Origin of the sequence: Sinorhizobium sp. 7-81, assembly GCF_030124405.1 — a bacterium.
Lineage (GTDB): Bacteria > Pseudomonadota > Alphaproteobacteria > Rhizobiales > Rhizobiaceae > Sinorhizobium > Sinorhizobium psoraleae.
This window is the reverse complement of the sequence record NZ_JASKLT010000003.1, coordinates 572,942-594,437: the sequence shown is the minus strand read 5'-3', so window position 1 is coordinate 594,437 and position 21,496 is coordinate 572,942. Positions and strand designations below refer to the sequence as shown.

Genomic DNA, 21,496 nt, shown 5'->3' with positions numbered 1-21,496 from the left:
CGCAAAGGACGCTCTAGCACTTTGATTCCAGAGCATCTTATCCGCTTTCGGTGATTCCACCTGAAAGCGGATGCTCTAGTCGCGCGACCAGATCTCGCGATCGATCTTGCCCTGCAGCTCCGGATAGTCCGCCGCGTGAAACACGGGAGCGAGTCCCTGCTTGCGCTGATCGAAATAGTCCTTGGTCAGCTTGGCGATCGTCCCGGAAAGAAAAAGGATCGCGATGAGATTAATCGTCGCCATGAATCCCATCGTAGCGTCCGCAGCGTCGAAAACGGTGCCGATGCTCTGATAGGCGCCCCAGACCACCATCGCCAGTACGGCGCAACGCATGACAGTGACCCCAAGCCGGTTGCCGCCGCCGAGATAGGTCAGGGCGTTCTCGGCGTAAGAATAGTTGCCAATGATCGACGTGAACGCGAAAAAGAAGATCGCGATCGCGATGAAATAGGTGCCGGCTGCGCCGATATGGACGCTCATCGCGGCCTGCGTCAGTTGCGTTCCCGTAATGCCGGAACCGGGTTCCAGCGTGCCGGAAAGCAGGATCATCACCGACGTCGCCGTGCAGATGAGAATGGTGTCGATGAAGACGCCGAGCGATTGGACGAAGCCCTGAGAAGAGGGGTGATGCGGAACCGGGGTCGCGACAGCGGCGATGTTGGGGGCCGAGCCCATGCCTGCCTCGTTGGAGAAGAGGCCGCGCTTGACGCCGTTGAGCATTGCCGCGGCAACTCCGCCGGTGATGCCGCCGGCCGCTTCCTGCAGCCCGAAGGCGCTCGAGATGATTGTCCAGATCACGTTCGGCACCAGCGCGGCGTTCGCGATGAGCACATAGACCGCCGTCAGCAGATAGGCGACCGCCATGAAGGGAACGACGACCTCGGCGACGCGGGCGATCTGCCGGATGCCGCCAAAGATGACAGCGCCGGAAAGAATGGCAACGGCGATGCCGACGGTCAGCTTCGGAACGCCGAAGGCGCCCTGGACCGCATCGGCGATGGAATTCGCCTGAACCGCGTTGAAGACCAGGCCGAAAGTGAGGATCAGGCAGACGGAGAAGATCGTCGCGGCCCAGGGGGCATTGAGGCCGTGGGCGATGTAGAAAGCCGGTCCGCCACGGTATTGGCCGTCCTCGTTGCGCACCTTGTAGAGTTGTGCCAGCGCGCTTTCCGCGTAAGCCGTCGCCATGCCGACGAGCGCCACCATCCACATCCAGAAAGTCGCGCCCGGTCCGCCAAGATAGAGCGCGACCGCGACGCCGGCGAGATTGCCGGTTCCGACACGAGAGGCGAGGCTGACCATCAGTGCCTGGAAGGGGCTGATGCCGGCTGCGTCCTTGGTGCCGCCACTGCTCAAGACCCGGAACATTTCGCCGAAATGAGCGATCTGGGGAAAGCCGAGCCGAACGGTGAAATAGATGCCGACCGCCAGCAGACCATAGATGAGCACGTAGCCCCAGAAGATGGTGTTCAGAAAGCCGATGATCGTATCCATGCGGTCCTCGCTCCTTGATGTTTCGTCGATCTGGAGATGGCGCGTCGGGGTTAAATTCCCGTTTCGGTGGGTTCGACGCAATGTGCGGCATTACGGCGCAAACTTGACGCAGATCAAGGTTTCGGGCGCGCAGATCGGGCAAAACATGGCCCGATCAGTGAGATATCCCGGGAATTTCGCATAAATGCGTCCTCAGCCTGTCACCAAAGCTGCATCCGTTGAACGGCTCGAAGCCGAACCGGTCAATGCCGCGCATGTGCGCAAACCGCTTTACGAGAAGCGCCGGAAGATCTTTCCGAAGCGCGCCGAGGGCCGCTTCCGCCGGTTCAAGTGGTTGGTGATGCTGGTTACGCTCGGCATCTATTACCTGACCCCGTGGATCCGCTGGGATCGTGGGGAGCATGCGCCGGACCAGGCCGTGCTTGTCGATCTCGCGGCCCGCCGCTTCTATTTCTTCTTCATCGAGATCTGGCCGCAGGAATTCTTCTTCGTCGCCGGTCTGCTCGTCATGGCAGGCTTCGGCCTGTTCCTCGTCACCTCCGCGGTCGGGCGCGCCTGGTGCGGCTACACCTGTCCGCAGACGGTCTGGGTTGATCTCTTCCTCGTGGTCGAGCGCTTCATCGAGGGCGACCGCAACGCGCGCATGCGCCTCGACGCGGGGCCGTGGACGCTCGACAAGATCGGCAAGCGGATCGTCAAGCATGCGACATGGCTGCTGATCGGGATCGCGACCGGCGGCGCCTGGATCTTCTATTTCGCCGACGCCCCGTCGTTGCTCAAGAGCTTCGTCATGCTCGAAGCGCCGCCCGTCGCCTACATGACGGTCGCGATCCTGACGGCGACGACCTATGTCTTCGGCGGTCTCATGCGTGAGCAGGTCTGCACCTACATGTGCCCATGGCCGCGCATTCAGGCGGCGATGCTGGACGAGAATTCGCTCGTCGTCACCTACAACGACTGGCGCGGCGAACCGCGCTCGCGCCATGCCAAGAAGGCCGCGGCGGCGGGCGAGGTGGTCGGCGATTGCGTCGATTGCAATGCCTGCGTCGCAGTCTGTCCGATGGGCATCGACATTCGCGACGGCCAGCAGCTTGAATGCATCACTTGCGCGCTCTGCATCGATGCCTGCGACGGCGTGATGGACAAGCTCGGGCGCGAACGCGGCCTGATCGCCTATGCGACGCTCAGCGACTATGCGTCAAACATGGCGCTCGCGACGAACAACGGCGCGACGGCGATCGACCCGACGCGCGTGCGCGATGCGGACGGCGCCTTCGTCGACAAGGTGCGTCAATTCAACTGGCGCATCGTCTTTCGGCCGCGCGTTCTTCTTTATTTCGGCGTCTGGGCGCTGGTCGGCATCGGTCTGCTCTATGCACTGGTGTCGCGCGACCGGCTGGAGCTGAACGTGCTGCACGACCGCAATCCGCAATTCGTGATCGAGTCCGACGGCTCGGTACGCAACGGCTACATGGTCAAGCTTCTCAACATGATACCGGAGCAGCGGACGATCATGCTGACGCTCGACGGCATGCCCTCGGCGACGATGCGGATCGCCGGACAGGCGCCCGGCGACGGCCGCCGTTTCGCGGTCGGCGTCGATCCGGACAAGGTCACGGCGCTCAAGGTTTTCGTCACCCTGCCGAAGGGAAAACTCGCCGAGGCGGACGAGGGATTCACACTGACGGCCGAAGATCCGTCCAGTCATGAACGCGATGTCTATGAGGCCAACTTCAACCGTCCCGGAGAAGCAAGATGACAGAGGAACAGAGCGCGCCGCGGGGATTTACCGGCTGGCACATGCTGGGCGTGATGGGGCTTTTCTTCGGCACCATCGTTTCGGTCAATCTGGTCATGGCCTGGAACGCCAGCCGCAGCTGGAGCGGCCTTGTCGTCGAGAACACCTATATCGCCAGTCAGCAGTTCAACGGCAAGGTGGCGAAGACGCGGGCGTTCGCGGCAAGCGGCATCGAAGGCGCGCTCGTCGCCGAACCGGGCTCCATCCGCTATGCCTTGACCCGCAACGGCGAGGCGGACCGGACGGCGGACAGGGTCGTCGCGGTATTCAAGCGTCCGGTCGAGGAACATGAGGACGTGCGTGTCGAACTCGACCGCGTTGGCCCCGGCGCCTTCGTCGCCGCGCGCGCGTTGAAGCCGGGCCAGTGGATCGCCGACGTGACGGCGATGGCGGGAGAGGAAATCGTCTATCGCCAGGCCATTCGCTTCGTGGTGCCGGGAGAGCGCAAATGAGCTGCTGTGCCACAGGCGTCGAAGGCGCTCTGGACATCGAACGGGCCGGGCAGGGGCTGCCTGCATCCGAGGAACTATGGCTTGCGAGCCGCGCGCTTGGAGACGGACTGCGTCAAACCGATCTCAGCGTACCCGGCGTCCACTGCGGTGCCTGCATCACGACAATCGAGGGCGCGCTTCGCACGCGGCCGGAGGTCGTGCGTGCGCGCGTCAATCTTTCGTCGCGCCGCGTTTCGATCGTCTGGAAGGAAGAGGTCGCCGGCAGGCGCAGCGACCCGCGCGCGCTCGCCCGCGCTATCCGGGATTGCGGCTATGAAACGCATCTTTTCGCCGCGAGCGAAGAGGAGGGCGACGTCCTCATCAAGCAGCTGATCCGCGCCGTTGCCGTTTCCGGTTTCGCGGCGACCAATATCATGCTGCTGTCCGTTTCCGTCTGGTCGGGCGCCGATGCCGCGACCCGCGACCTGTTTCACTGGATCTCGGCGATGATCGCCGCACCGGCGATGATCTATTCGGGCCGCTTCTTCTACCAGTCGGCCTGGAACGCGCTTCGACATGGCCGCACCAATATGGATGTGCCGATCGCGCTCGCCGTGACGCTCTCCTACGGCATGTCGCTCTACGAGACGATCGGCCATGGCGCGCACGCCTGGTTCGACGCTTCTGTGACCCTGCTTTTCTTCCTGCTGATCGGCCGCACGCTCGATCATATGATGCGTGGTCGGGCGCGCTCGGCGATCAGCGGTCTTGCCCGGCTGTCGCCGCGCGGTGCAACGGTCGTCAACCCGGACGGCTCGCGTGACTATCGCCTGGTCGACGAGATCATGCCCGGCGAGCGCCTGCTCGTCGCAGCCGGCGAGCGCATTCCGGTCGACGGGCGCGTGCTTATGGGCGCGAGCGATCTCGACCGCTCCGTCGTCAACGGCGAAAGTGCACCGGTCGCGGTGAGTGCCGGCGATGCCGTGCAGGCGGGCACGCTCAACCTCACCGGCCCGCTGACGCTCGAGGCGACCGCGGCGGCGCGCGACTCGTTCCTGGCGGAAATCACGGGGCTGATGGAGGCTGCCGAAGGGGGCAGGGCGCGCTATCGCCGCATCGCCGACCGCGCCGCGCGATATTATTCGCCGGCCGTGCACCTGCTGGCGCTTCTTTCCTTCATTGGCTGGATGCTGGTCGAGGGCGATGTCCGCCACGCCATGCTGATCGCGGTGGCGGTTCTGATCATCACTTGCCCCTGTGCACTCGGCCTCGCGGTGCCGGTGGTTCAGGTCGTTGCCGCCGGGCGGCTCTTCCAGGGCGGCGTCATGGTCAAGGACGGATCCGCGATGGAGCGCCTTGCCGAGATCGACACCGTGCTGCTGGACAAGACCGGCACGCTCACCATGGGCGAGCCGCGGCTGATCAATGCGGGCGAGGTCGATCCCGCCGCGCTCGCGACGGCCGCCGCACTCGCTCTCCATTCGCGCCACCCGATCGCCACGGCGCTCCACGAGGTGTCGGGCGCCGTGCAGCCGCTTGTGGGCGAGGTCCGCGAAATACCGGGCGCCGGCATCGAGGCAGAGACTCGGGACGGCGTCTACCGGCTCGGCAGTCGCGCCTTTGCCTGCGGAGACGCCGGTGCGGCAAGCGGCCAGTCGGAAGCGATCCTGTCGCTCGATGGCCGCGAGCTTGCCTGCTTCCGTTTCGAGGATCGGCTGCGTCCCGCCGCGCGCGAAAGCGTGGAGGCGCTTGACCGCCTTGGGCTTACGACGGGCATCCTTTCCGGCGACCGCGAGCCGGTCGTCGCCGCCATTGCCCGCAGGCTCGGCATCGCGAGCTGGCGGGCGGAGCTTTCGCCACGCGGCAAGGTCGAGGCCTGTGCCGCTGCCGCCGAAGGCGGCCGCAGGGTGCTGATGGTCGGCGACGGCATCAACGATGCGCCGGCACTGAGAGCGGCGCATGTTTCGATGGCGCCGGCGACTGCGGCCGATGTCGGCCGGCAGGCCGCGGATTTCGTCTTCATGCATCAAAGCCTTGCCGCCGTTCCCTTTGCCATTGAGACGTCGCGGCGCGCCGGCCGGCTGATCCGGCAGAATTTCGCGCTGGCGATCGGCTATAACGTCATCGCGGTGCCGGTCGCGATCCTTGGCTATGCGACGCCGCTTGTCGCCGCCATCGCCATGTCGACCTCCTCGCTGATCGTCGTGTGCAATGCCTTGCGGTTGAAGGGGCTCGGAACCGTTTCAGGCCCGGTGTCGCCACCGCGCGCGGCTGTCTTGCGGGCGGCAAGGAGCATGCCGTGAACACGCTCGTCTATCTCATTCCGATCGCGCTCTTCCTTGGCGGCTTAGGGCTTGTGGCTTTTCTCTGGGCGCTGAAGAGCGGGCAGTACGAAGACCTGGAGGGTGCCTCCTGGCGTGTCCTCGATGATGGCGACGGCAAGCCTGAAAGAGAGTGATTTTACCAGGAGTGGCTTGTCGTAAATCGATTTGAGTGCCAAAAGAACCTCCGCCGCCGCATGTCCCATTCGCCCAATCCGCTCGCGGAGCGGGCCGAGCATGCGCAAAACAATATCGAGGGGCTATCCGCGCGTTGTTCCGACCACGGCGGCCCTTCTTTCCAACGGAGGCAATTACGTGTCACAGGCGGAAATCGGGCTTATCGGCCTCGGCGTCATGGGGTCGAACCTCGCGCTCAACATCGCTGAAAAGGGCAACAAGATCGCGGTCTTCAACCGCACGGTCGAGGCGACGCGCAAGTTCTATGCCGAAGCGGGCGAACTCAAGGGGCAGATTGTTCCTTGCGAGACGATCGAGGAGTTCGTTGCCGCGATCCGTCCGCCGCGCCCGATCATCATCATGATCAAGGCCGGCGAAGCCGTCGATCAGCAGATGGAGATCCTGAAGCCCTACCTCTCCAAGGGCGACATCATGATCGACGCCGGCAACGCCAATTTCCGCGACACGATGCGCCGCTTCGAGGCTTTGAAGGGTTCGGACCTCACTTTCATCGGCATGGGTGTTTCCGGTGGTGAGGAGGGCGCGCGCCATGGTCCGTCGATCATGGTCGGTGGCACGGAGGAATCCTACCGCCGCGTCGAAAAGGTGTTGACCTCGATCGCCGCGAAATACGAGAACGACCCTTGCGTCGCCTGGCTCGGTGAAAACGGCGCCGGCCACTTCGTCAAGACGATTCACAACGGCATCGAATATGCCGACATGCAGATGATCGCCGAAATCTACGGCATCCTGCGCGACGGGCTGAAGATGAGCGCCGCCGAGATCGGCGAAGTTTTCGGTGCCTGGAACAAGGGTCGCCTCAACTCCTACCTGATCGAGATCACCGAAAAGGTGCTGAAAGCGGCCGATCCTTTGACCGGCAAGCCGATCGTAGACATGATCCTCGACAAGGCGGGCCAGAAGGGCACCGGTAAATGGTCGGTGATCGAGGCGCAGAACATGGGGATTCCGGCGACCGGCATCGAAGCGGCCGTTGCCGCCCGCAGCATTTCCTCCATGAAGGACGAGCGCGAGGCAGCCGAGAAGATCCTCGGCCTGCCACCGGTCGGCGAGTTCACGGTTGCCGACAGGCAGGCTTTCATCGAGGATCTTGAAAACGCGCTGCTTGCCGCCAAGATCGGCGCCTATGCGCAAGGATTCGCGGTGATGTCGGCCGCTTCGAAGGAGTTCGGCTGGAACCTGCCGATGCCGACGATCGCGAAGATCTGGCGCGCCGGCTGCATCATCCGCTCGCAGTTCCTCGACGAGATCACCACGGCCTTCACCAAGGCGCCGGACGTCGCCAATCTGATCGTAACGCCCGCCTTCGCGGCGATGGTCAAGGAAACCGATGGGGCGCTCCGCCGCGTCGTTTCCGCCGCTGTGCTCGGCGGCCTGCCGGTGCCGGCGCTCGCCTCGGCGCTCGGCTATTTCGACAGCTATCGCCGCGGCCGCGGCACGGCAAACGTCATCCAGGCGCAACGCGACTTCTTCGGCGCCCATGGCTTCGACCGCGTCGACGGCGCGGATAGCCATCACGGCCCGTGGGGCAGCGGCCTGAACGCATAGCCGGATCGGCCTTCGCGGCCAAAGGGGGGCGACTTATCCGCCCCTCTTTCGATGCGGGCGCTGCAGTCCAGAGCTTTTGAAACTACGCAATTTCCCCAGGGACTTGCTCTAAATCCCATCCCAAAACCATCGATAAACCAGCATGAAATTGAGAGTGATCGAAGGCGGAAAGGCCAATGAAGCCATGTCCGCCGACAGAGAGGCAAGCATTCGCGCCGAGGCGGAACGGCGCATTAAGGCAACGGGCTACGAGCAATGGCGGGTTCGAAGCCTTGCGACCGGCGCGCCGATCCCGAGGCCAATCCAGTACCTGAAGATGCAGATCGAATTCGTCGCCGAGAAGCTCGAAGCGCTCAATCCGATTCCCGGTGATTTCACCGACGACAAATACTGGCCGGCCACCAGCACGTGAGGAGAGCGCCTGTCGCGACGCCTATCAGCCGCGTCGACGGCGCGGACAGTTTGATCTGATCGGTTCGATCCATGCCGGCCGAGCGTAAAGCTCGCAGCTACGAGCCGATTTTCGGGGCGCCCTTGCCGCAGGGGGCGTCACCTGGTTGGCGCGCTCTCGTAGATCGCCTCGCCGGAAACGGCATCCGTGACATCTATGCTTTCCCCTTGCACCTCGAGGGAGTGGCGGAACTTGTCGAGATTGCTGATCATTTTCGGCCGTGCCGCGATGATGTGATCGTAACTTTCCCACTCGCCGATCGAGCAGTAGGAGCGATCGCCGGTCTTGATGAGCGCCATTTTCCGCAAGCCTTCGAAATCGCGCCGAAGTTTACAGAACCAGTCCTCGAACTCGTCTTCCAGCCCCGGTTTCGTTCGGAATCGAACCACGTTGTATGCTGTCATGACACCCTCCCGGTTCGCATCTTTCAGAAGCGAGCATACCATTAATGGTGGAGGTTGTTCCATCACTCAATTTATCCGGGACCGGCTTGCCGGGAGTTCGCCAGCCGCGACATCGCCATTGTGTGGTAGCCGGCCATGGAGTATCTGCCACTTCGGGCAATAACGCATCGAAGCGCGTAATCCCCGGGGGGTGATGGGCACCGGGCGGTCTCCAGGCCGTGGCGCCTAAAACTTTCGCGACTTCGACATGGGCCGCTGGAATTCCGGCTGGCTGAGGCTCTGTAGCGTTTCAGGCGGCTTGCCTTCGATGCGGCCGATCACGGCCCTGGCGAGTTCGCGGCCGGCAACCCGGATATCCTCGTACATGGTCATGACCTCCGGGCGCAGCCAGCGCAGGAAGTCGCTCGGCACCTTGGAGACCATGTCGACATCCTCACCGAGCTTTTTCCCTGCCGCCTCGATCCCGGCGATCAGGGCGATCGCGCCGGAACCGCTGCCGGAAACGATGCCGTCCGGAGCGTCGACCGAGCGCATCAGTTGCTCGAAGGCGTCGCGGATCGCGACAAGGCTGTGGTCGATGTTGACGTGATGGAAGCTCACGGCTTCCGCGCCGAAATCCCTGAGGGCGCGTTCGAAGCCGGTGCGCATGTGGGAATGGAAGGTCAGGTTCGGCGGCGGCTCCAGGAGCACCAGCCGCCGCCTGCCGCGCTCGGTGAGCCGGCGCACGGCCTCATAGGCGAAACGCTCGTTGTCGAAGTCGTGGAAAGGGTGGACGATTCCCATTTCCGTGCGGCCGTGGGTGGCGAAGGGCAGGTGGCGCTCGGTCATCAGCGTGACGCGCGGGTCGTGCGGTTCGGTCCGCGAGATGATCACGCCGTCGGCGGCACCGGTGTCGAGGATATAACGGATCGGTCCGAGCGGATCCTTCGTGGAACTGTAAGGCGTCACCACCAGATGATACTGCGTGCCGGCGAGGATTTCGGTGATGCCGACGACCATGGGGCTGGTGATGCCCATGATCTCTTCCTCGAGCGTCAGCACCAGGCTGATGACATTGGTCTTGCCGGTTCTGAGGCGCACGCCGGCGCGGTTCGGCTGGTAGCCGATCTGTTTGGCGACGAGGCGCACCCTTTCCTTGGTTTCGGCGCCGATATCGGGCGCGTCCTTCAATGCGCGGGAAACGGTGGTGATCCCGAGCCCGGTCATGAAAGCGATCGTCTTCAGCGTCGGCCTGGCGCCGTCCGGTGGCGGCGTTGCCGCTGGCTTGTTCTTCGTCTTGCCGTCCATTCCGTCACCAGCCCCGTTCTCCTGAGACCCATTGCGCGAACCATCGTCATCCGGACCTACTCGCCCGGATCCTCGACATCGATGCGACCACGCCTGTCCGCCCCGCTTTCCCGCCTTATATACGAAATGCAACGGGTGGCCATATTCGTCCGCGGCGTGTCGCGGATTAAAATCTGTAACGATACAGTTGCGATGTCGAGCTTTTTCGTTGCTGCGGTGCGAAGAATGTAACCATCTGGTTGAATCCCGCGTTCGCGACGCCGCATGTTGCGTTTGCGAAGCTCACGCAAAACCAGGAATGATGGGGTGCAATGTAAAGATACATAAAATCAGTAGCTTAATGTTGCTTCTTGATGGTGCGCACGACTGCCTCTTGGGCCGATATCGCCCTGCGCCAGCGCGCTTATTATGCACGCATAGGACGTATAGAAAATTAAATCTGGAATTAACCGTTGTGGGTGTTGCGTCCGAAAATCGTTTGAACTAAGTTTTTACGGCAACGTTACAGTGAGGGAGGAGACTCATGAAATTGCGTTCTCTGGCTGCCGCTTTGGCGGCAACCGTCGTCTTGCCATTCGGCGCAGCCAATGCCGTCGATCTCGAGGTCACGCACTGGTGGACTTCCGGTGGTGAGGCCGCGGCGGTCGCCGAACTGGCGAAGGCCTTCGATGCGACCGGCAACAAATGGGTCGATGGCGCGATCGCCGGGTCTGGCGGTACCGCCCGCCCGATCATGATAAGCCGCATCACCGGGGGCGACCCGATGGCTGCAACCCAGTTCAATCATGGTCGCCAGGCGGAAGAACTGGTGCAGTCCGGCCTGATGCGTGATCTGACCGATGTCGCTACGCGCGAAAACTGGAAGGAAATCGTCAAGCCGGCAAGCCTGCTCGAGTCCTGCACGATCGAGGGCAAGATCTATTGCGCGCCCGTCAACATCCATTCCTGGCAGTGGCTGTGGCTTTCGAATGCAGCCTTCAAGCAGGCTGGCGTCCCCGTGCCGAAGAACTGGGATGAATTCGTCGCAGCGGCGCCGGCGCTGGAAAAGGCCGGTATCGTTCCGCTCGCCGTCGGCGGTCAGCCGTGGCAGGCCGCAGGCGCCTTCGACGTGCTGATGGTGGCGATCGCTGGGAAAGACACGTTCGAGAAGGTCTTCGCCCAGAAGGACGAGGAAGTGGCAGCCGGTCCTGATATCGGCAAGGTCTTCAAGGCCGCCGACGATGCGCGCCGCATGGCGAAGGGCAGCAACGTCCAGGACTGGAACCAGGCAACGAACCTGGTCATCACCGGCAAGGCCGGCGGCCAGATCATGGGTGACTGGGCGCAGGGCGAATTCCAGCTTGCAGGCCAGAAGGCCGGGGTGGACTACACCTGCCTTCCGGGGCTCGGCGTCAACGAGGTGATCTCGACCGGTGGCGACGCGTTCTACTTCCCGCTGCTTGAGGATGAGGAAAAGTCGAAGGCGCAGGAGCAACTGGCATCGACCCTGCTGAAGCCGGAGACGCAGGTTGCCTTCAACCTGAAGAAGGGCTCGCTGCCGGTGCGTGGCGACGTGGACCTCGCGGCCGCCAACGATTGCATGAAGAAGGGGCTCGACATCCTTGCCAAGGGCAATGTGATCAAGGGCACCGATCAGCTTCTGTCGGCCGACAGCCAGAAGCAGAAGGAAGACCTCTTCTCCGAGTTCTTCGCCAACCCGTCGATGACGCCGGAGGATGCGCAGAAGCGCTTCGCCGAAATCATCGCGGCGGCAGACTGATAGCCGTCGATTGAAGGCCGCGCACATTGGCGGGGCCACCCCTCTTGCCATTCGGCACGACGAGTTCGCGCCGGGCACGCGTGCCGGTGTCTGGTTGGCGTCGGCGCGCAGGAGCATCCCGCTTTCGAGCCGAATTTCGGAACGCGGACAAGATGGTCTGGAATCAAGGTGTTCGGAGCGTTCGTTGTGCGTTCGGTTGAGCGCGCACCCGGGCAGGGGACGTCGCGGCGGTGAGGCGGTTGGCACCGTCCATCGAAAACATTGCAGTTGCGGAGGAGCAAACATGACAGGCCAAACACGCGGCTCGGCTCGCCCGAATCAGTGGTTGCGAAACCTGAATGCGAAGATCGCCTCTATTCCGATGATCCTGACAGCCGTGGTCATCTTCCTCGGCGGCACGGCCTGGACAGTCCTTTATTCCTTTACGAACTCCAAGCTGCTGCCGCGCCTTTCCTTCGTCGGCCTCGACCAATATGAGCGGCTATGGGCGGCGCCACGCTGGCTCGTCTCGATCGAAAATCTCGCCATCTACGGCGTCTTGTCGCTGATCTTCAGTCTCGTCATCGGCTTTGTGCTCGCGGCACTGATGGATCAGAAGATCCGGTTCGAGAATACGTTTCGAACGATCATGCTCTATCCCTTCGCCCTGTCGTTCATCGTCACGGGCCTGGTCTGGCAGTGGCTGCTTAATCCGCAATACGGAATACAGTCGATCGTGCGGTCGCTTGGCTGGACGAGCTTCAACTTCGATCCCCTCTACAATTCCGACATCGTCATCTACGGCATCCTGATCGCGGCACTCTGGCAGGGCACCGGGCTCGTCATGTGCCTGATGCTCGCCGGCCTGCGCGGCATCGACGAGGATATCTGGAAGGCTGCGCGGGTCGACGGCATCCCGATGTGGAAGACCTATGTCCTCGTCATCATCCCGATGATGCGCGGCGTCTTCATCACGACGCTCGTCATCATCGCGAGCGGCATCGTCAAGGTTTACGACCTGGTCGTGGCGCAGACGAGCGGCGGCCCCGGCATCGCCTCGGAAGTGCCGGCCAAATACGTCTACGATTACATGTTCCAGGCCCAGAACCTGGGGCAGGGGTTTGCCGCCTCCACCATGATGCTCGTGACCGTCGCCATCATCATCGTGCCGTGGGCGTATCTGGAATTCGGAGGAGGTCGCAAGCGTGCTTAATCTCGTCGACAACAACAGCACGGTTACCGAACACGAAGCGGTTCCCGACAGGATCTCGTCCGGTCCGCGGGGCGCCAAGCCGCGCCGGACGCTCTCTCGCCGCAACATCGTCGTATACGGCACGTTGATCGTGGTCGCTCTCTATTATCTGCTGCCGCTCTACGTGATGATCATGACGTCGCTCAAGGGCATGCCGGAAATCCGCGTCGGCAATATCTTTGCCCCTCCGGTCGAAATCACCTTCGAGCCCTGGGTGAAGGCCTGGGCCCAGGCTTGCACCGGCCTCAATTGCGACGGGCTTTCACGTGGCTTCTGGAATTCCGTGCGCATCACCGTGCCCTCGACGATCATCTCCATCGCGGTCGCGTCGATCAACGGCTACGCGCTTGCGAACTGGCGCTTCAAAGGGGCCGATCTGTTTTTCACCATCCTGATCGTCGGTGCCTTCATTCCCTATCAGGTGATGATCTATCCGATCGTGATCGTGCTCAGAGAAATGGGTGTCTACGGCACGCTGACCGGTCTCATCATCGTGCATACGATCTTCGGCATGCCGATCCTGACGCTCCTGTTCCGCAACTACTTCGCCGGCTTGCCGGAGGAACTGTTCAAGGCGGCACGCGTCGACGGCGCCGGGTTCTGGACGATCTATTTCAAGATCATGCTGCCGATGTCGCTGCCGATCTTCGTCGTCGCGATGATCCTTCAGGTGACCGGCATCTGGAACGACTTCCTGTTCGGCGTGGTTTTCACCCGGCCGGAGTACTACCCGATGACCGTGCAACTCAACAACATCGTCAATTCGGTGCAGGGCGTGAAGGAATACAACGTCAACATGGCGGCGACGCTTTTGACCGGCCTCGTGCCGTTGACGATCTACTTCATCTCCGGCCGGCTGTTCGTGCGCGGTATCGCCGCCGGCGCAGTGAAAGGATAAGCAAGCATGACCAGTGTTTCAGTCAGGGATCTGTCGCTGAACTTCGGCGCCATCACCGTTCTCGACAGGCTCAATCTCGACATCAATCATGGCGAGTTCCTTGTCCTGCTCGGCTCGTCCGGATGCGGCAAGTCCACGCTTTTGAACTGCATCGCCGGCCTGCTTGATGTCTCGGAAGGGCAGATCTTCATCAAGGACCGCAATGTCACCTGGGAGGAGCCGAAGGACCGGGGCATCGGCATGGTGTTCCAGTCCTACGCGCTCTACCCGCAAATGTCGGTCGAGAAGAACCTTTCGTTCGGCCTCCGGGTCGCCAAGGTGCCGCAGGCCGAGATCGACAAGCGTGTGGCGCGGGCCGCGGAAATCCTGCAGATCCAGCCGCTTCTGAAGCGCAAGCCCGCCGAGCTTTCCGGTGGCCAGCGGCAGCGCGTGGCGATCGGACGCGCGCTTGTGCGCGATGTCGATGTCTTCCTCTTCGATGAGCCCCTGTCGAACCTCGACGCGAAGCTGCGCTCCGAACTGCGCGTCGAGATCAAGCGGCTGCACCAGTCGCTGAAGAACACGATGATCTACGTCACCCACGACCAGATCGAGGCGCTGACGCTCGCCGACCGCATCGCCGTCATGAAGAGCGGCGTCATCCAGCAGCTTGCCGACCCGATGACCATCTACAACGCACCGGAGAACCTTTTCGTCGCCGGCTTCATCGGTTCGCCGTCGATGAACTTCTTCCGTGGCGAGGTTGCGGCCAGAGACGGCCGTAGCGTCGTGCAGGTCGACGGCACCGCTTTCGACGTCACCGCCTATCCCGCGCGCACAAAATTGCAGCCGGGCCAGAAGGTCGTGCTTGGTCTTCGGCCGGAGCACGTCAAGATCGACGAGGCCGGGGCAGGCGATGCCGCGCATCAGGCCGTCGTCGACATTGAAGAGCCGATGGGCGCCGACAACCTTTTGTGGCTCACTTTTGCCGGTCAATCGATGTCCGTTCGCATCGCCGGCCAGCGGCGTTACAAGCCCGGCAGCGCCGTGCGCCTTTCCTTCGACATGGGCGTCGCGTCGATTTTTGACGCCGCCAGCGAAAATCGCCTTTAAGACCTGATATCGAGCCCGGCCACGTAGTCCGGGTTCGCAATCAACGAGAGCTACGCCGGCCTTCACCGCCGGGTCGTGAATGGATCGAAGGAAATGCCCGCCGAAACCTTGAACCGCGACGCCATCCGCATCGACTTGTCCGGTGACTGGCTGCTCGCCTCGACTGATAACAGCCACGCGCTCACCATTGCGCTTCCCGGCGACGTGCACAGCGCCCTTGAGCAGGCCGGCATCATCCCGGATCCCTATGCCGGCCGGAACGAGGCGGATGTGCAGTGGGTGGCACAGAAGGACTGGGTTCTGGAGCGCACCGTCGTCGTCGACGCGGACGATCTCGACGGCTGCTGGTACCTCGATTTCGAGAGCATCGACACGATCGCCACGGTCTTCGTCAACGATCGCTTGGTGCTCCAGGCGGAAAACTGCTTCCGCCGCTATCGCCCGGATGTGTCAAGCGCACTCGTCGTCGGCGAAAACCGCATCCGCATCGTGCTGCAATCCGCTATTGCCGAGGGCGCGCGCCGGCAGGCGGCGCAGCCCTTCTACGTGCCGTATCATGAGGGCAATTCGCCGATCGCCAATGGCAACCTGTTGCGCAAGCCGCAGTGCCATTTCGGCTGGGACTGGAACATCGCCATCGCGCCGCTCGGCATCTACGGCTCGCTGGCGCTTCGCCGGTTGGAGACGGCGCGCATCGAGCATGTCACGACGCGCCAACTCTGGCTCGCCGACGGTTCGGTCGACCTGCAGGTGACCGTCACGCTCTTTGCCGGTGAGCCGGGCATCGTGCCCGTTCATTTCGAGCTCGACGGCCTGCGGGAGCGCCTGGATTGTGCGGTCGCCGCCGGCGAAACCCGCATCACGCACGTCTTCACCGTCGCAGAACCCAGATTGTGGTGGCCGGCGGGCAGCGGCGAACAGGCGCTCTCGGTGCTTAACGTCGAACTGCCGGACGAGAGCGTGACGCGCCAGATCGGTTTCCGCACGATCGAGCTCGTCACCGACAAGGACGAGGCAGGCAGTCGTTTTGCCTTCCGCATCAACGGCCGCGATATCTTCTGCCGTGGGGCGAACTGGATCCCGGCGGATGCGCTGATGTCGCGAGTGACGCCGCGAGGGGTCGCGGATCTCTTGCAATCGGCTGTCGACGCGAACATGAACATGATCCGCGTCTGGGGCGGCGGCTTCTACGAGCCCGACTGGTTCTACGATCTCTGCGACAGGCTGGGACTGCTCGTCTGGCAGGACTTCATGTTCGCCTGCAACCTCTATCCTTCGACGCCGGATTTTCTCGACAATGTCGCAGCCGAGGTGGACTACGAGGTCAAGCGCCTGTCGTCCCACCCGTCGATCGCGCTCTGGTGCGGCGACAACGAACTCGTCGGCGCGCTGACCTGGTTCGAGGAAAGCCGCAAGGACCGCGACCGTTATCTCGTCTCCTACGATCGACTGAACCGCACGGTCGAGACGGCGATGAAAGCGGCGTGCCCGGAAGCGATCTGGTGGCCGTCGAGCCCGTCGGTCGGCTATCTCAATTTCGGCGATGCCTGGCATGCGGATGGCGCCGGCGACATGCACTACTGGTCGGTCTGGCACGAGAACAAGTCCTTCGACAACTACCGCGCCGTACGCCCGCGTTTCTGCTCGGAATTCGGCTTCCAGTCCTACACCTCGATGCCGATCGTCCGGCAATTCGCCGAGGCCCGAGATCTCAACATTGCCTCGCCGGTGATGGAGGCGCATCAGAAGAACGCCGGCGGCAACGAGCGGATCGCGGGCACGATGTTCCGCTATTTCCGCTTCCCGAGGGATTTTCCGAGTTTCGTCTATCTGAGCCAGATCCAGCAGGGGCTCGCGATCCGGACCGCCGTCGACTATTGGCGTTCGCTGAAACCGCACTGCATGGGCACGCTCTATTGGCAGCTTAACGACACCTGGCCGGTCGCCTCCTGGTCGAGCCTCGACTATGGCGGCAACTGGAAGGCCATGCATTACATGGCGCGCCGCTTCTTCCAGCCGGTCGCCGTCGCCGCCATTCCTTCTGCTGATGGCAAGGAAGTCATCTTCTCGATGGTGAACGACACCGCCGAGGCAGTGACGATCGAACTCGAGACCTTCCTCGTTTCGCTCGACGGCGAGCGTCGCCCTCTGGTCGCCGCAGCCGGCGCCTGTTCGCCGGACCACGCCGCCACGCTCGTTGCCGTCGCAACCGGCGAGATCCCGGAAGGGGCGCTCCTCTTCTGGTCGTTCGAAGCCTCCAACGGCATGCGCGGCGAGGGACATCATGTCCAGGGCACCTACAAGGCGCTCGATCTCTCGCCGTCCGGCCTGACGGTGGAGACCGTGCCGCTGCCGGACGGCGCGTTCGACGTGATCATCGCGGCGAGCGGTCTCGCGCTGCACGTGATGGTCGAGGCGGATCTCGAGGGGCGCTATTCGGACAATGCCTTCGACCTGACCGCCGGCGAGACGAAGTCGATCCGCTTCACACCGAAGACGCCGCTCCCCGCAGGCATCGTGCCGAGCTTCAGCGCCTACGACCTTGAATCCTGCCAGGGCAAGGGGTGATCCGGATGAAACGCAGCCACGTCAACGAAATCATCCGTGAAAGCGACGCCTTCATGCGCAGCCACGGCTTCGTGCTGCCGCCCTTTGCCTATTGGTCGCCGGAGGAATTGAAGGCGCGGGTCGCATCCGACAGTCCCGCGATCTTCGAGGCGCGGCTCGGCTGGGACATTACCGATTACGGCAAGGGCCGTTTCGATGAATTCGGCCTCGTCCTCTTCACCCTGAGGAACGGTGCGGCGGCTAATCTCGGCACGGGCAAGGGCATGGTCTATGCCGAAAAGCTGATGATCACGCGTGCCGGGCAGGTCAACCCGCTGCACCGGCATGCGGTGAAGACGGAAGACATCATCAATCGCGGCGGCGGCACGCTGGTGCTGCAGATGTACAATTCGCTGCCCGACGGCTCGGTCGACGAGGAGAGCGACGTCGAAGTCGCGTGTGACGCGCGCCTCAGCCGCCGGAAGGCGGGCGACCTCCTGAAGCTCGAACCCGGCGAGAGCGTCACGCTTCTACCCGGGAACTGGCACGCCTTCTGGGCGGAGGGAGGCGACGTGCTGATGGGCGAAGTCTCCACCGTCAATGACGATCTCACCGACAATTACTTCCGCGAGCCTGTCGGCCGCTTCTCCGCGATCGACGAGGACGAACATCCGCTCCACTTGCTCGTTTCAGATTACGACACCTGGCTGAAGGCAAGCGTTTGAAATGCCCGAAGTCGCTTCCAAGTACCCGTTCCTGCGCATTCAATGAGGAGAGTTTTGATGAAAGACGTCAGTTTCCAACTCTACAGCGCCCGCAATTTCCCGCCGCTCGCCGATGTGCTCGCGGCTGTCGGCGAAGCCGGGTATACCCAGGTCGAGGGGTATGGCGCACTTTACGCGTCGCTCACCGACGAGGAAGTCGCGGACTTCAAGCGCGGTCTCGAACGCAGCGGCGTCACCATGCCGACGGCGCATTTCGGGATCGACATGCTGGAGCAGGAGCCGGCGCGGGTGCTGCGGATCGCCAATGCGCTCGGCATCAGGGCAATCTACTGCCCGTATCTGATGCCGGACCAGCGCCCGAGCGATGCGGCCGGCTGGCATGCCTTCGGCGCGCGGCTGCAAGCGGCCGGCAAGCCCTTCCGCGATGCCGGGCTCGACTTCGGCTGGCACAATCATGATTTCGAATTCCATGCGCTTGGCGACGGTTCGGTGCCGCTCGACCACATCTTTGCCGGCGGTCCCGATCTCTCCTGGGAAGCCGATATCGCCTGGATCGTGCGCGGCGGAGCCGACCCCTTCGCCTGGATCGCGAAACACGGCAGCCGCATCACGGCGGTCCATGTCAAGGACATCGCGGCGCAGGGCGAGAAGACCGACGAGGACGGCTGGGCCGATGTCGGCCACGGCACGATCGATTGGAAGGGACTGGTCAAGGCGCTTTCGGCAACATCGGTCAAGTATTTCATTGCAGAACATGACAATCCCAGCGATTTCCGGCGCTTTGCGCAACGTTCGCTGGCTTCCATCCAATCCTATTGAGTGACGGAAAAATCATGAAGACGAAGGAACTTGGCGTCGGCATCATCGGATGCGGCAACATCTCCACCACCTATTTCAAGCTCGCACCGCTCTTCAAGGGCATCAGGATCGTCGCCTGCGCCGACATCAACCCGGCAGCGGCGGAAGCACGCGGTGCCGAATATGACGTGACGGCGCAGAGCATCGAGGCGCTGCTCACCAATCCGGAAGTGGATATCATCGTCAATCTGACGATCCCGGACGCGCATTTTCCGGTTTCGAAGGCCATCCTCGAAGCCGGAAAACATGTCTATTCCGAAAAGCCCCTGGTGCTGTCGCTCGAGCAGGGCGAGGAACTCAAGGCGATCGCCAAGGCGAAAGGACTGACGGTCGGCTGCGCACCGGATACCTTCCTCGGCGGCGCGCACCAGCTTGCCCGCGATTATATCGACGCCGGCAAGATCGGGCGCATCACCTCGGGCACCTGCCACGTCATGAGCCCCGGCATGGAGATGTGGCATCCGAACCCGGATTTCTTCTTCCTGCCGGGCGGCGGACCGGTGCTCGATCTCGGCCCTTATTACATCGCCAACCTCATCAACCTGATCGGTCCGGTGAAACGCGTCGCCGCGCTTTCCTCGATGGCGAGCGAGACGCGCACCATCACCAGCGCGCCGCGCAACGGCGAGATCATCCCGGTCAAGACGCCGACCAACATCCATGCGCTGCTCGAATTCCAGAACGGCGCGACGATCACGCTTTCGGCAAGCTGGGATGTCTGGTCGCATCGCCACGCCCACATGGAGCTCTACGGCACCGAAGGATCGCTGTTCGTGCCGGATCCCAACTTCTTCGGCGGCACGGTCGAGGCAAGCGGGCGCGACAAGAACATCCAGCCTCTCGAAATGTGGGACCACCCCTTCGCGGTCAACAACTGGGATCACCCGCAAGGGCCGATCTCCAACTACCGCACGGCAGGTCTCGCCGACATGGCGAACGCCATCCTCAACGGCCGCGATGCACGCTGCTCGCTCGACCGCGCGCTTCACGGCGTCGACGTGATGGTGTCGATCCTGAAGTCCGGCGAGGAGGGGCGGTTCGTCACGCTCTCGACCACCTGCATGCAGCCGGCGTCACTCGGTATCGAAGAGGCACGCGCGCTCCTGCGCTGAGCGTGAGCAAGGCCCTCCCGGCCACCCTCCCCACAAGGGGAGGGAGGGCCGCACCGGCGTTCCGGGTGATCGGGCGCCGGTGCTCCGTGTTGTCGTATTGGAAGCAGATCGCGAGCGCGAGGCATACGCGATCAAGCTCCGCCACTTGTGGGGAGGGGGTGGGGAGGGGTATCAAGCCCCACCCGAAACGAAGGAACATCATACATGGCCTGGCAACCGGCGGAAAACCGATACGAGAAGATGAAATACAACCGCTGCGGCAGGAGCGGACTGAAGCTGCCGGCAATCTCGCTCGGACTGTGGCACAATTTCGGTGGCGACACGCCGCATGACCGCAAGGTGGACATGTGCCGAACCGCCTTCGATCTCGGGATTACCCATTTCGATCTCGCCAACAACTACGGTCCGCCGCCCGGATCGGCCGAAACCGCGTTCGGCGAAATCATGCGCACCGATTTCGCCGGTCTGCGCGACGAACTGATCATCTCCTCCAAGGCCGGCTATGACATGTGGCCGGGGCCTTATGGCGAGTGGGGCAGCCGCAAATATATGATCGCTTCCTGCGACCAGAGCCTGAAGCGGATGGGCCTCGATTATGTCGACATCTTCTATTCCCACCGCTTCGACCCTGACACCCCGCACGAGGAGACCTGCGGCGCGCTCGATCATATCGTCCGCTCGGGCAGGGCGCTCTACGTCGGTATCTCCTCCTATAATTCGCAGCGCACCCGCGAGGCGGCGGCAATCCTCAAGGATCTCGGCACGCCATGCCTGATCCACCAGCCGAGCTATTCCATGCTTAACCGCTGGGTCGAGGACGACGGGCTCGTCGATACGCTTGAAGACCTCGGCATCGGTTCGATCGTCTTCTCGCCGCTTGCACAGGGCATGCTGACGACGAAGTATCTGAACGGCATCCCCGACGACAGCCGCGCGGCGCAGAACCACTTCCTCAAGAAGGACTTCATTCGCCCGGCTATCATCGACAACATCCGCAAGCTGAACGGTATCGCCGAACGCCGTGGCCAGTCGCTGGCGCAGATGGCGCTTGCATGGGTGCTGCGCGGCGGCCGCATCACCTCGGCGCTGATCGGCGCCAGCCGTTCCGCGCAGATCGTCGATTGCGTCAAGGCGCTCGAGAACGACACCTTCACGGCGGAAGAACTGGCCGAGATCGATCGCTATGCCCGCGAGGCCGATATCAATCTCTGGGCTTCGTCGGCCGAGCGCTGATTCAGCGAATGCGTTGATTTGCCTGGATTTTTGGGCAATATTAAACGGTCTCCGGCGTCTTAGACAAAAGTCGAAGATGGCGCCGGAAAACCGCTGCTGGACATGCATT

Annotated in this window: 18 protein-coding genes; 15 read left to right on the top strand and 3 right to left on the bottom strand. The window is 62.8% G+C overall.

The genetic code is table 11. The annotated features are described in order from the left end of the window. Nucleotides 1–75 precede the first annotated feature (75 nt). Entirely contained in the window at nt 76–1,494 is a 1,419-nt protein-coding gene (locus QN224_RS15390) for a sodium:alanine symporter family protein (RefSeq protein ID WP_269283146.1), read from the bottom strand. Nucleotides 1,495–1,678: 184 nt separating this feature from the next. Between QN224_RS15390 and ccoG the strand changes: the two genes are divergently transcribed. The 6 genes from ccoG (at nt 1,679) to QN224_RS15360 (ending at nt 8,202) form a co-directional block, all read left to right on the top strand. Continuing rightward, nucleotides 1,679–3,253 carry a cytochrome c oxidase accessory protein CcoG gene (ccoG, locus tag QN224_RS15385; RefSeq protein ID WP_283977386.1) on the top strand — a complete coding sequence of 525 codons (1,575 nt, stop codon included), beginning with the start codon at nt 1,679–1,681 and terminating at the stop codon, nt 3,251–3,253. After that, entirely contained in the window at nt 3,250–3,744 is a 495-nt protein-coding gene (locus QN224_RS15380) for a FixH family protein (protein WP_283977385.1), read from the top strand. Before ccoG ends, QN224_RS15380 begins: the two co-directional genes overlap by 4 nt. Next, complete coding sequence (locus tag QN224_RS15375) at nt 3,741–6,026, top strand: cation-translocating P-type ATPase (protein ID WP_283977384.1); 2,286 nt, start codon at nt 3,741–3,743, stop codon at nt 6,024–6,026. The genes QN224_RS15380 and QN224_RS15375 overlap by 4 nt, the downstream gene beginning before the upstream one ends. After that, the gene (ccoS, locus tag QN224_RS15370; RefSeq protein WP_269283154.1) at nt 6,023–6,181 is read left to right on the top strand and encodes a cbb3-type cytochrome oxidase assembly protein CcoS; all 159 of its coding nucleotides are present in this window, start codon (nt 6,023–6,025) and stop codon (nt 6,179–6,181) included. Before QN224_RS15375 ends, ccoS begins: the two co-directional genes overlap by 4 nt. 178 nt (nt 6,182–6,359) lie before the next feature. After that, a complete protein-coding gene (gndA, locus tag QN224_RS15365) occupies nt 6,360–7,790 on the top strand; it encodes an NADP-dependent phosphogluconate dehydrogenase (protein WP_283977491.1) in 1,431 nt (476 codons plus the stop codon). A gap of 142 nt (nt 7,791–7,932) precedes the next feature. Next, nucleotides 7,933–8,202 (top strand): hypothetical protein, encoded by a 270-nt coding sequence (locus QN224_RS15360; protein WP_283977383.1) that lies wholly within the window; start codon nt 7,933–7,935, stop codon nt 8,200–8,202. Nucleotides 8,203–8,339: 137 nt separating this feature from the next. Here QN224_RS15360 and QN224_RS15355 read toward each other — a convergent pair whose 3' ends face one another. Continuing rightward, nucleotides 8,340–8,645: an antibiotic biosynthesis monooxygenase gene (locus tag QN224_RS15355; RefSeq protein WP_283977382.1), complete on the bottom strand. Its 306-nt coding sequence runs from the start codon at nt 8,643–8,645 to the stop codon at nt 8,340–8,342. Between the two features lie 225 nt (nt 8,646–8,870). Further along, nucleotides 8,871–9,932, bottom strand: coding sequence for a LacI family transcriptional regulator (locus QN224_RS15350; RefSeq protein WP_283977381.1), 1,062 nt, complete (start codon nt 9,930–9,932; stop codon nt 8,871–8,873). Nucleotides 9,933–10,455: 523 nt separating this feature from the next. On the opposite strand from QN224_RS15350, the gene QN224_RS15345 reads away from it, so the two are divergent. The 9 genes from QN224_RS15345 (at nt 10,456) to mgrA (ending at nt 21,387) form a co-directional block, all read left to right on the top strand. Further along, nucleotides 10,456–11,691 carry an ABC transporter substrate-binding protein gene (locus QN224_RS15345; RefSeq protein WP_173513117.1) on the top strand — a complete coding sequence of 412 codons (1,236 nt, stop codon included), beginning with the start codon at nt 10,456–10,458 and terminating at the stop codon, nt 11,689–11,691. Between the two features lie 283 nt (nt 11,692–11,974). Continuing rightward, nucleotides 11,975–12,883, top strand: coding sequence for a carbohydrate ABC transporter permease (locus tag QN224_RS15340; RefSeq protein WP_173513118.1), 909 nt, complete (start codon nt 11,975–11,977; stop codon nt 12,881–12,883). A 52-nt stretch (nt 12,884–12,935) separates the two neighbouring features. After that, nucleotides 12,936–13,820, top strand: coding sequence for a carbohydrate ABC transporter permease (locus QN224_RS15335; protein WP_269284618.1), 885 nt, complete (start codon nt 12,936–12,938; stop codon nt 13,818–13,820). A 6-nt stretch (nt 13,821–13,826) separates the two neighbouring features. Then, nucleotides 13,827–14,912 (top strand): ABC transporter ATP-binding protein, encoded by a 1,086-nt coding sequence (locus tag QN224_RS15330; protein WP_173513120.1) that lies wholly within the window; start codon nt 13,827–13,829, stop codon nt 14,910–14,912. 93 nt (nt 14,913–15,005) lie between these two features. Further along, on the top strand, nt 15,006–17,480 hold the full coding sequence (locus QN224_RS15325; protein ID WP_283977380.1) for a glycoside hydrolase family 2 protein: 2,475 nt from the start codon (nt 15,006–15,008) through the stop codon (nt 17,478–17,480). A 5-nt stretch (nt 17,481–17,485) separates the two neighbouring features. Further along, nucleotides 17,486–18,184, top strand: coding sequence for a D-lyxose/D-mannose family sugar isomerase (locus tag QN224_RS15320; protein WP_283977379.1), 699 nt, complete (start codon nt 17,486–17,488; stop codon nt 18,182–18,184). A gap of 57 nt (nt 18,185–18,241) precedes the next feature. Next, nucleotides 18,242–19,003, top strand: a complete 762-nt coding sequence (locus tag QN224_RS15315; protein ID WP_283977378.1) for a sugar phosphate isomerase/epimerase — start codon at nt 18,242–18,244, stop codon at nt 19,001–19,003. Between the two features lie 14 nt (nt 19,004–19,017). Then, on the top strand, nt 19,018–20,154 hold the full coding sequence (locus QN224_RS15310) for a Gfo/Idh/MocA family protein (RefSeq protein WP_269283179.1): 1,137 nt from the start codon (nt 19,018–19,020) through the stop codon (nt 20,152–20,154). 204 nt (nt 20,155–20,358) lie between these two features. After that, on the top strand, nt 20,359–21,387 hold the full coding sequence (gene mgrA / locus QN224_RS15305) for an L-glyceraldehyde 3-phosphate reductase (protein WP_283977377.1): 1,029 nt from the start codon (nt 20,359–20,361) through the stop codon (nt 21,385–21,387). The last annotated feature ends 109 nt before the right edge of the window (nt 21,388–21,496 follow it).

Excerpts from the sequence above, each read along its gene's own strand:
- QN224_RS15390 (WP_269283146.1), bottom strand. The coding sequence starts at position 1,494 with ATGGATACGATCATCGGCTTTCTGAACACCATCTTCTGGGGCTACGTG.
- QN224_RS15325 (WP_283977380.1), top strand. The coding sequence starts at position 15,006 with ATGCCCGCCGAAACCTTGAACCGCGACGCCATCCGCATCGACTTGTCC.
- QN224_RS15340 (WP_173513118.1), top strand. The coding sequence starts at position 11,975 with ATGACAGGCCAAACACGCGGCTCGGCTCGCCCGAATCAGTGGTTGCGA.
- QN224_RS15380 (WP_283977385.1), top strand. The coding sequence starts at position 3,250 with ATGACAGAGGAACAGAGCGCGCCGCGGGGATTTACCGGCTGGCACATG.
- QN224_RS15360 (WP_283977383.1), top strand. The coding sequence starts at position 7,933 with ATGAAATTGAGAGTGATCGAAGGCGGAAAGGCCAATGAAGCCATGTCC.
- QN224_RS15375 (WP_283977384.1), top strand. The coding sequence starts at position 3,741 with ATGAGCTGCTGTGCCACAGGCGTCGAAGGCGCTCTGGACATCGAACGG.
- mgrA (WP_283977377.1), top strand. The coding sequence starts at position 20,359 with ATGGCCTGGCAACCGGCGGAAAACCGATACGAGAAGATGAAATACAAC.
- ccoG (WP_283977386.1), top strand. The coding sequence starts at position 1,679 with ATGCGTCCTCAGCCTGTCACCAAAGCTGCATCCGTTGAACGGCTCGAA.
- QN224_RS15350 (WP_283977381.1), bottom strand. The coding sequence starts at position 9,932 with ATGGACGGCAAGACGAAGAACAAGCCAGCGGCAACGCCGCCACCGGAC.
- QN224_RS15345 (WP_173513117.1), top strand. The coding sequence starts at position 10,456 with ATGAAATTGCGTTCTCTGGCTGCCGCTTTGGCGGCAACCGTCGTCTTG.
- QN224_RS15315 (WP_283977378.1), top strand. The coding sequence starts at position 18,242 with ATGAAAGACGTCAGTTTCCAACTCTACAGCGCCCGCAATTTCCCGCCG.
- QN224_RS15310 (WP_269283179.1), top strand. The coding sequence starts at position 19,018 with ATGAAGACGAAGGAACTTGGCGTCGGCATCATCGGATGCGGCAACATC.
- QN224_RS15355 (WP_283977382.1), bottom strand. The coding sequence starts at position 8,645 with ATGACAGCATACAACGTGGTTCGATTCCGAACGAAACCGGGGCTGGAA.
- QN224_RS15330 (WP_173513120.1), top strand. The coding sequence starts at position 13,827 with ATGACCAGTGTTTCAGTCAGGGATCTGTCGCTGAACTTCGGCGCCATC.
- QN224_RS15320 (WP_283977379.1), top strand. The coding sequence starts at position 17,486 with ATGAAACGCAGCCACGTCAACGAAATCATCCGTGAAAGCGACGCCTTC.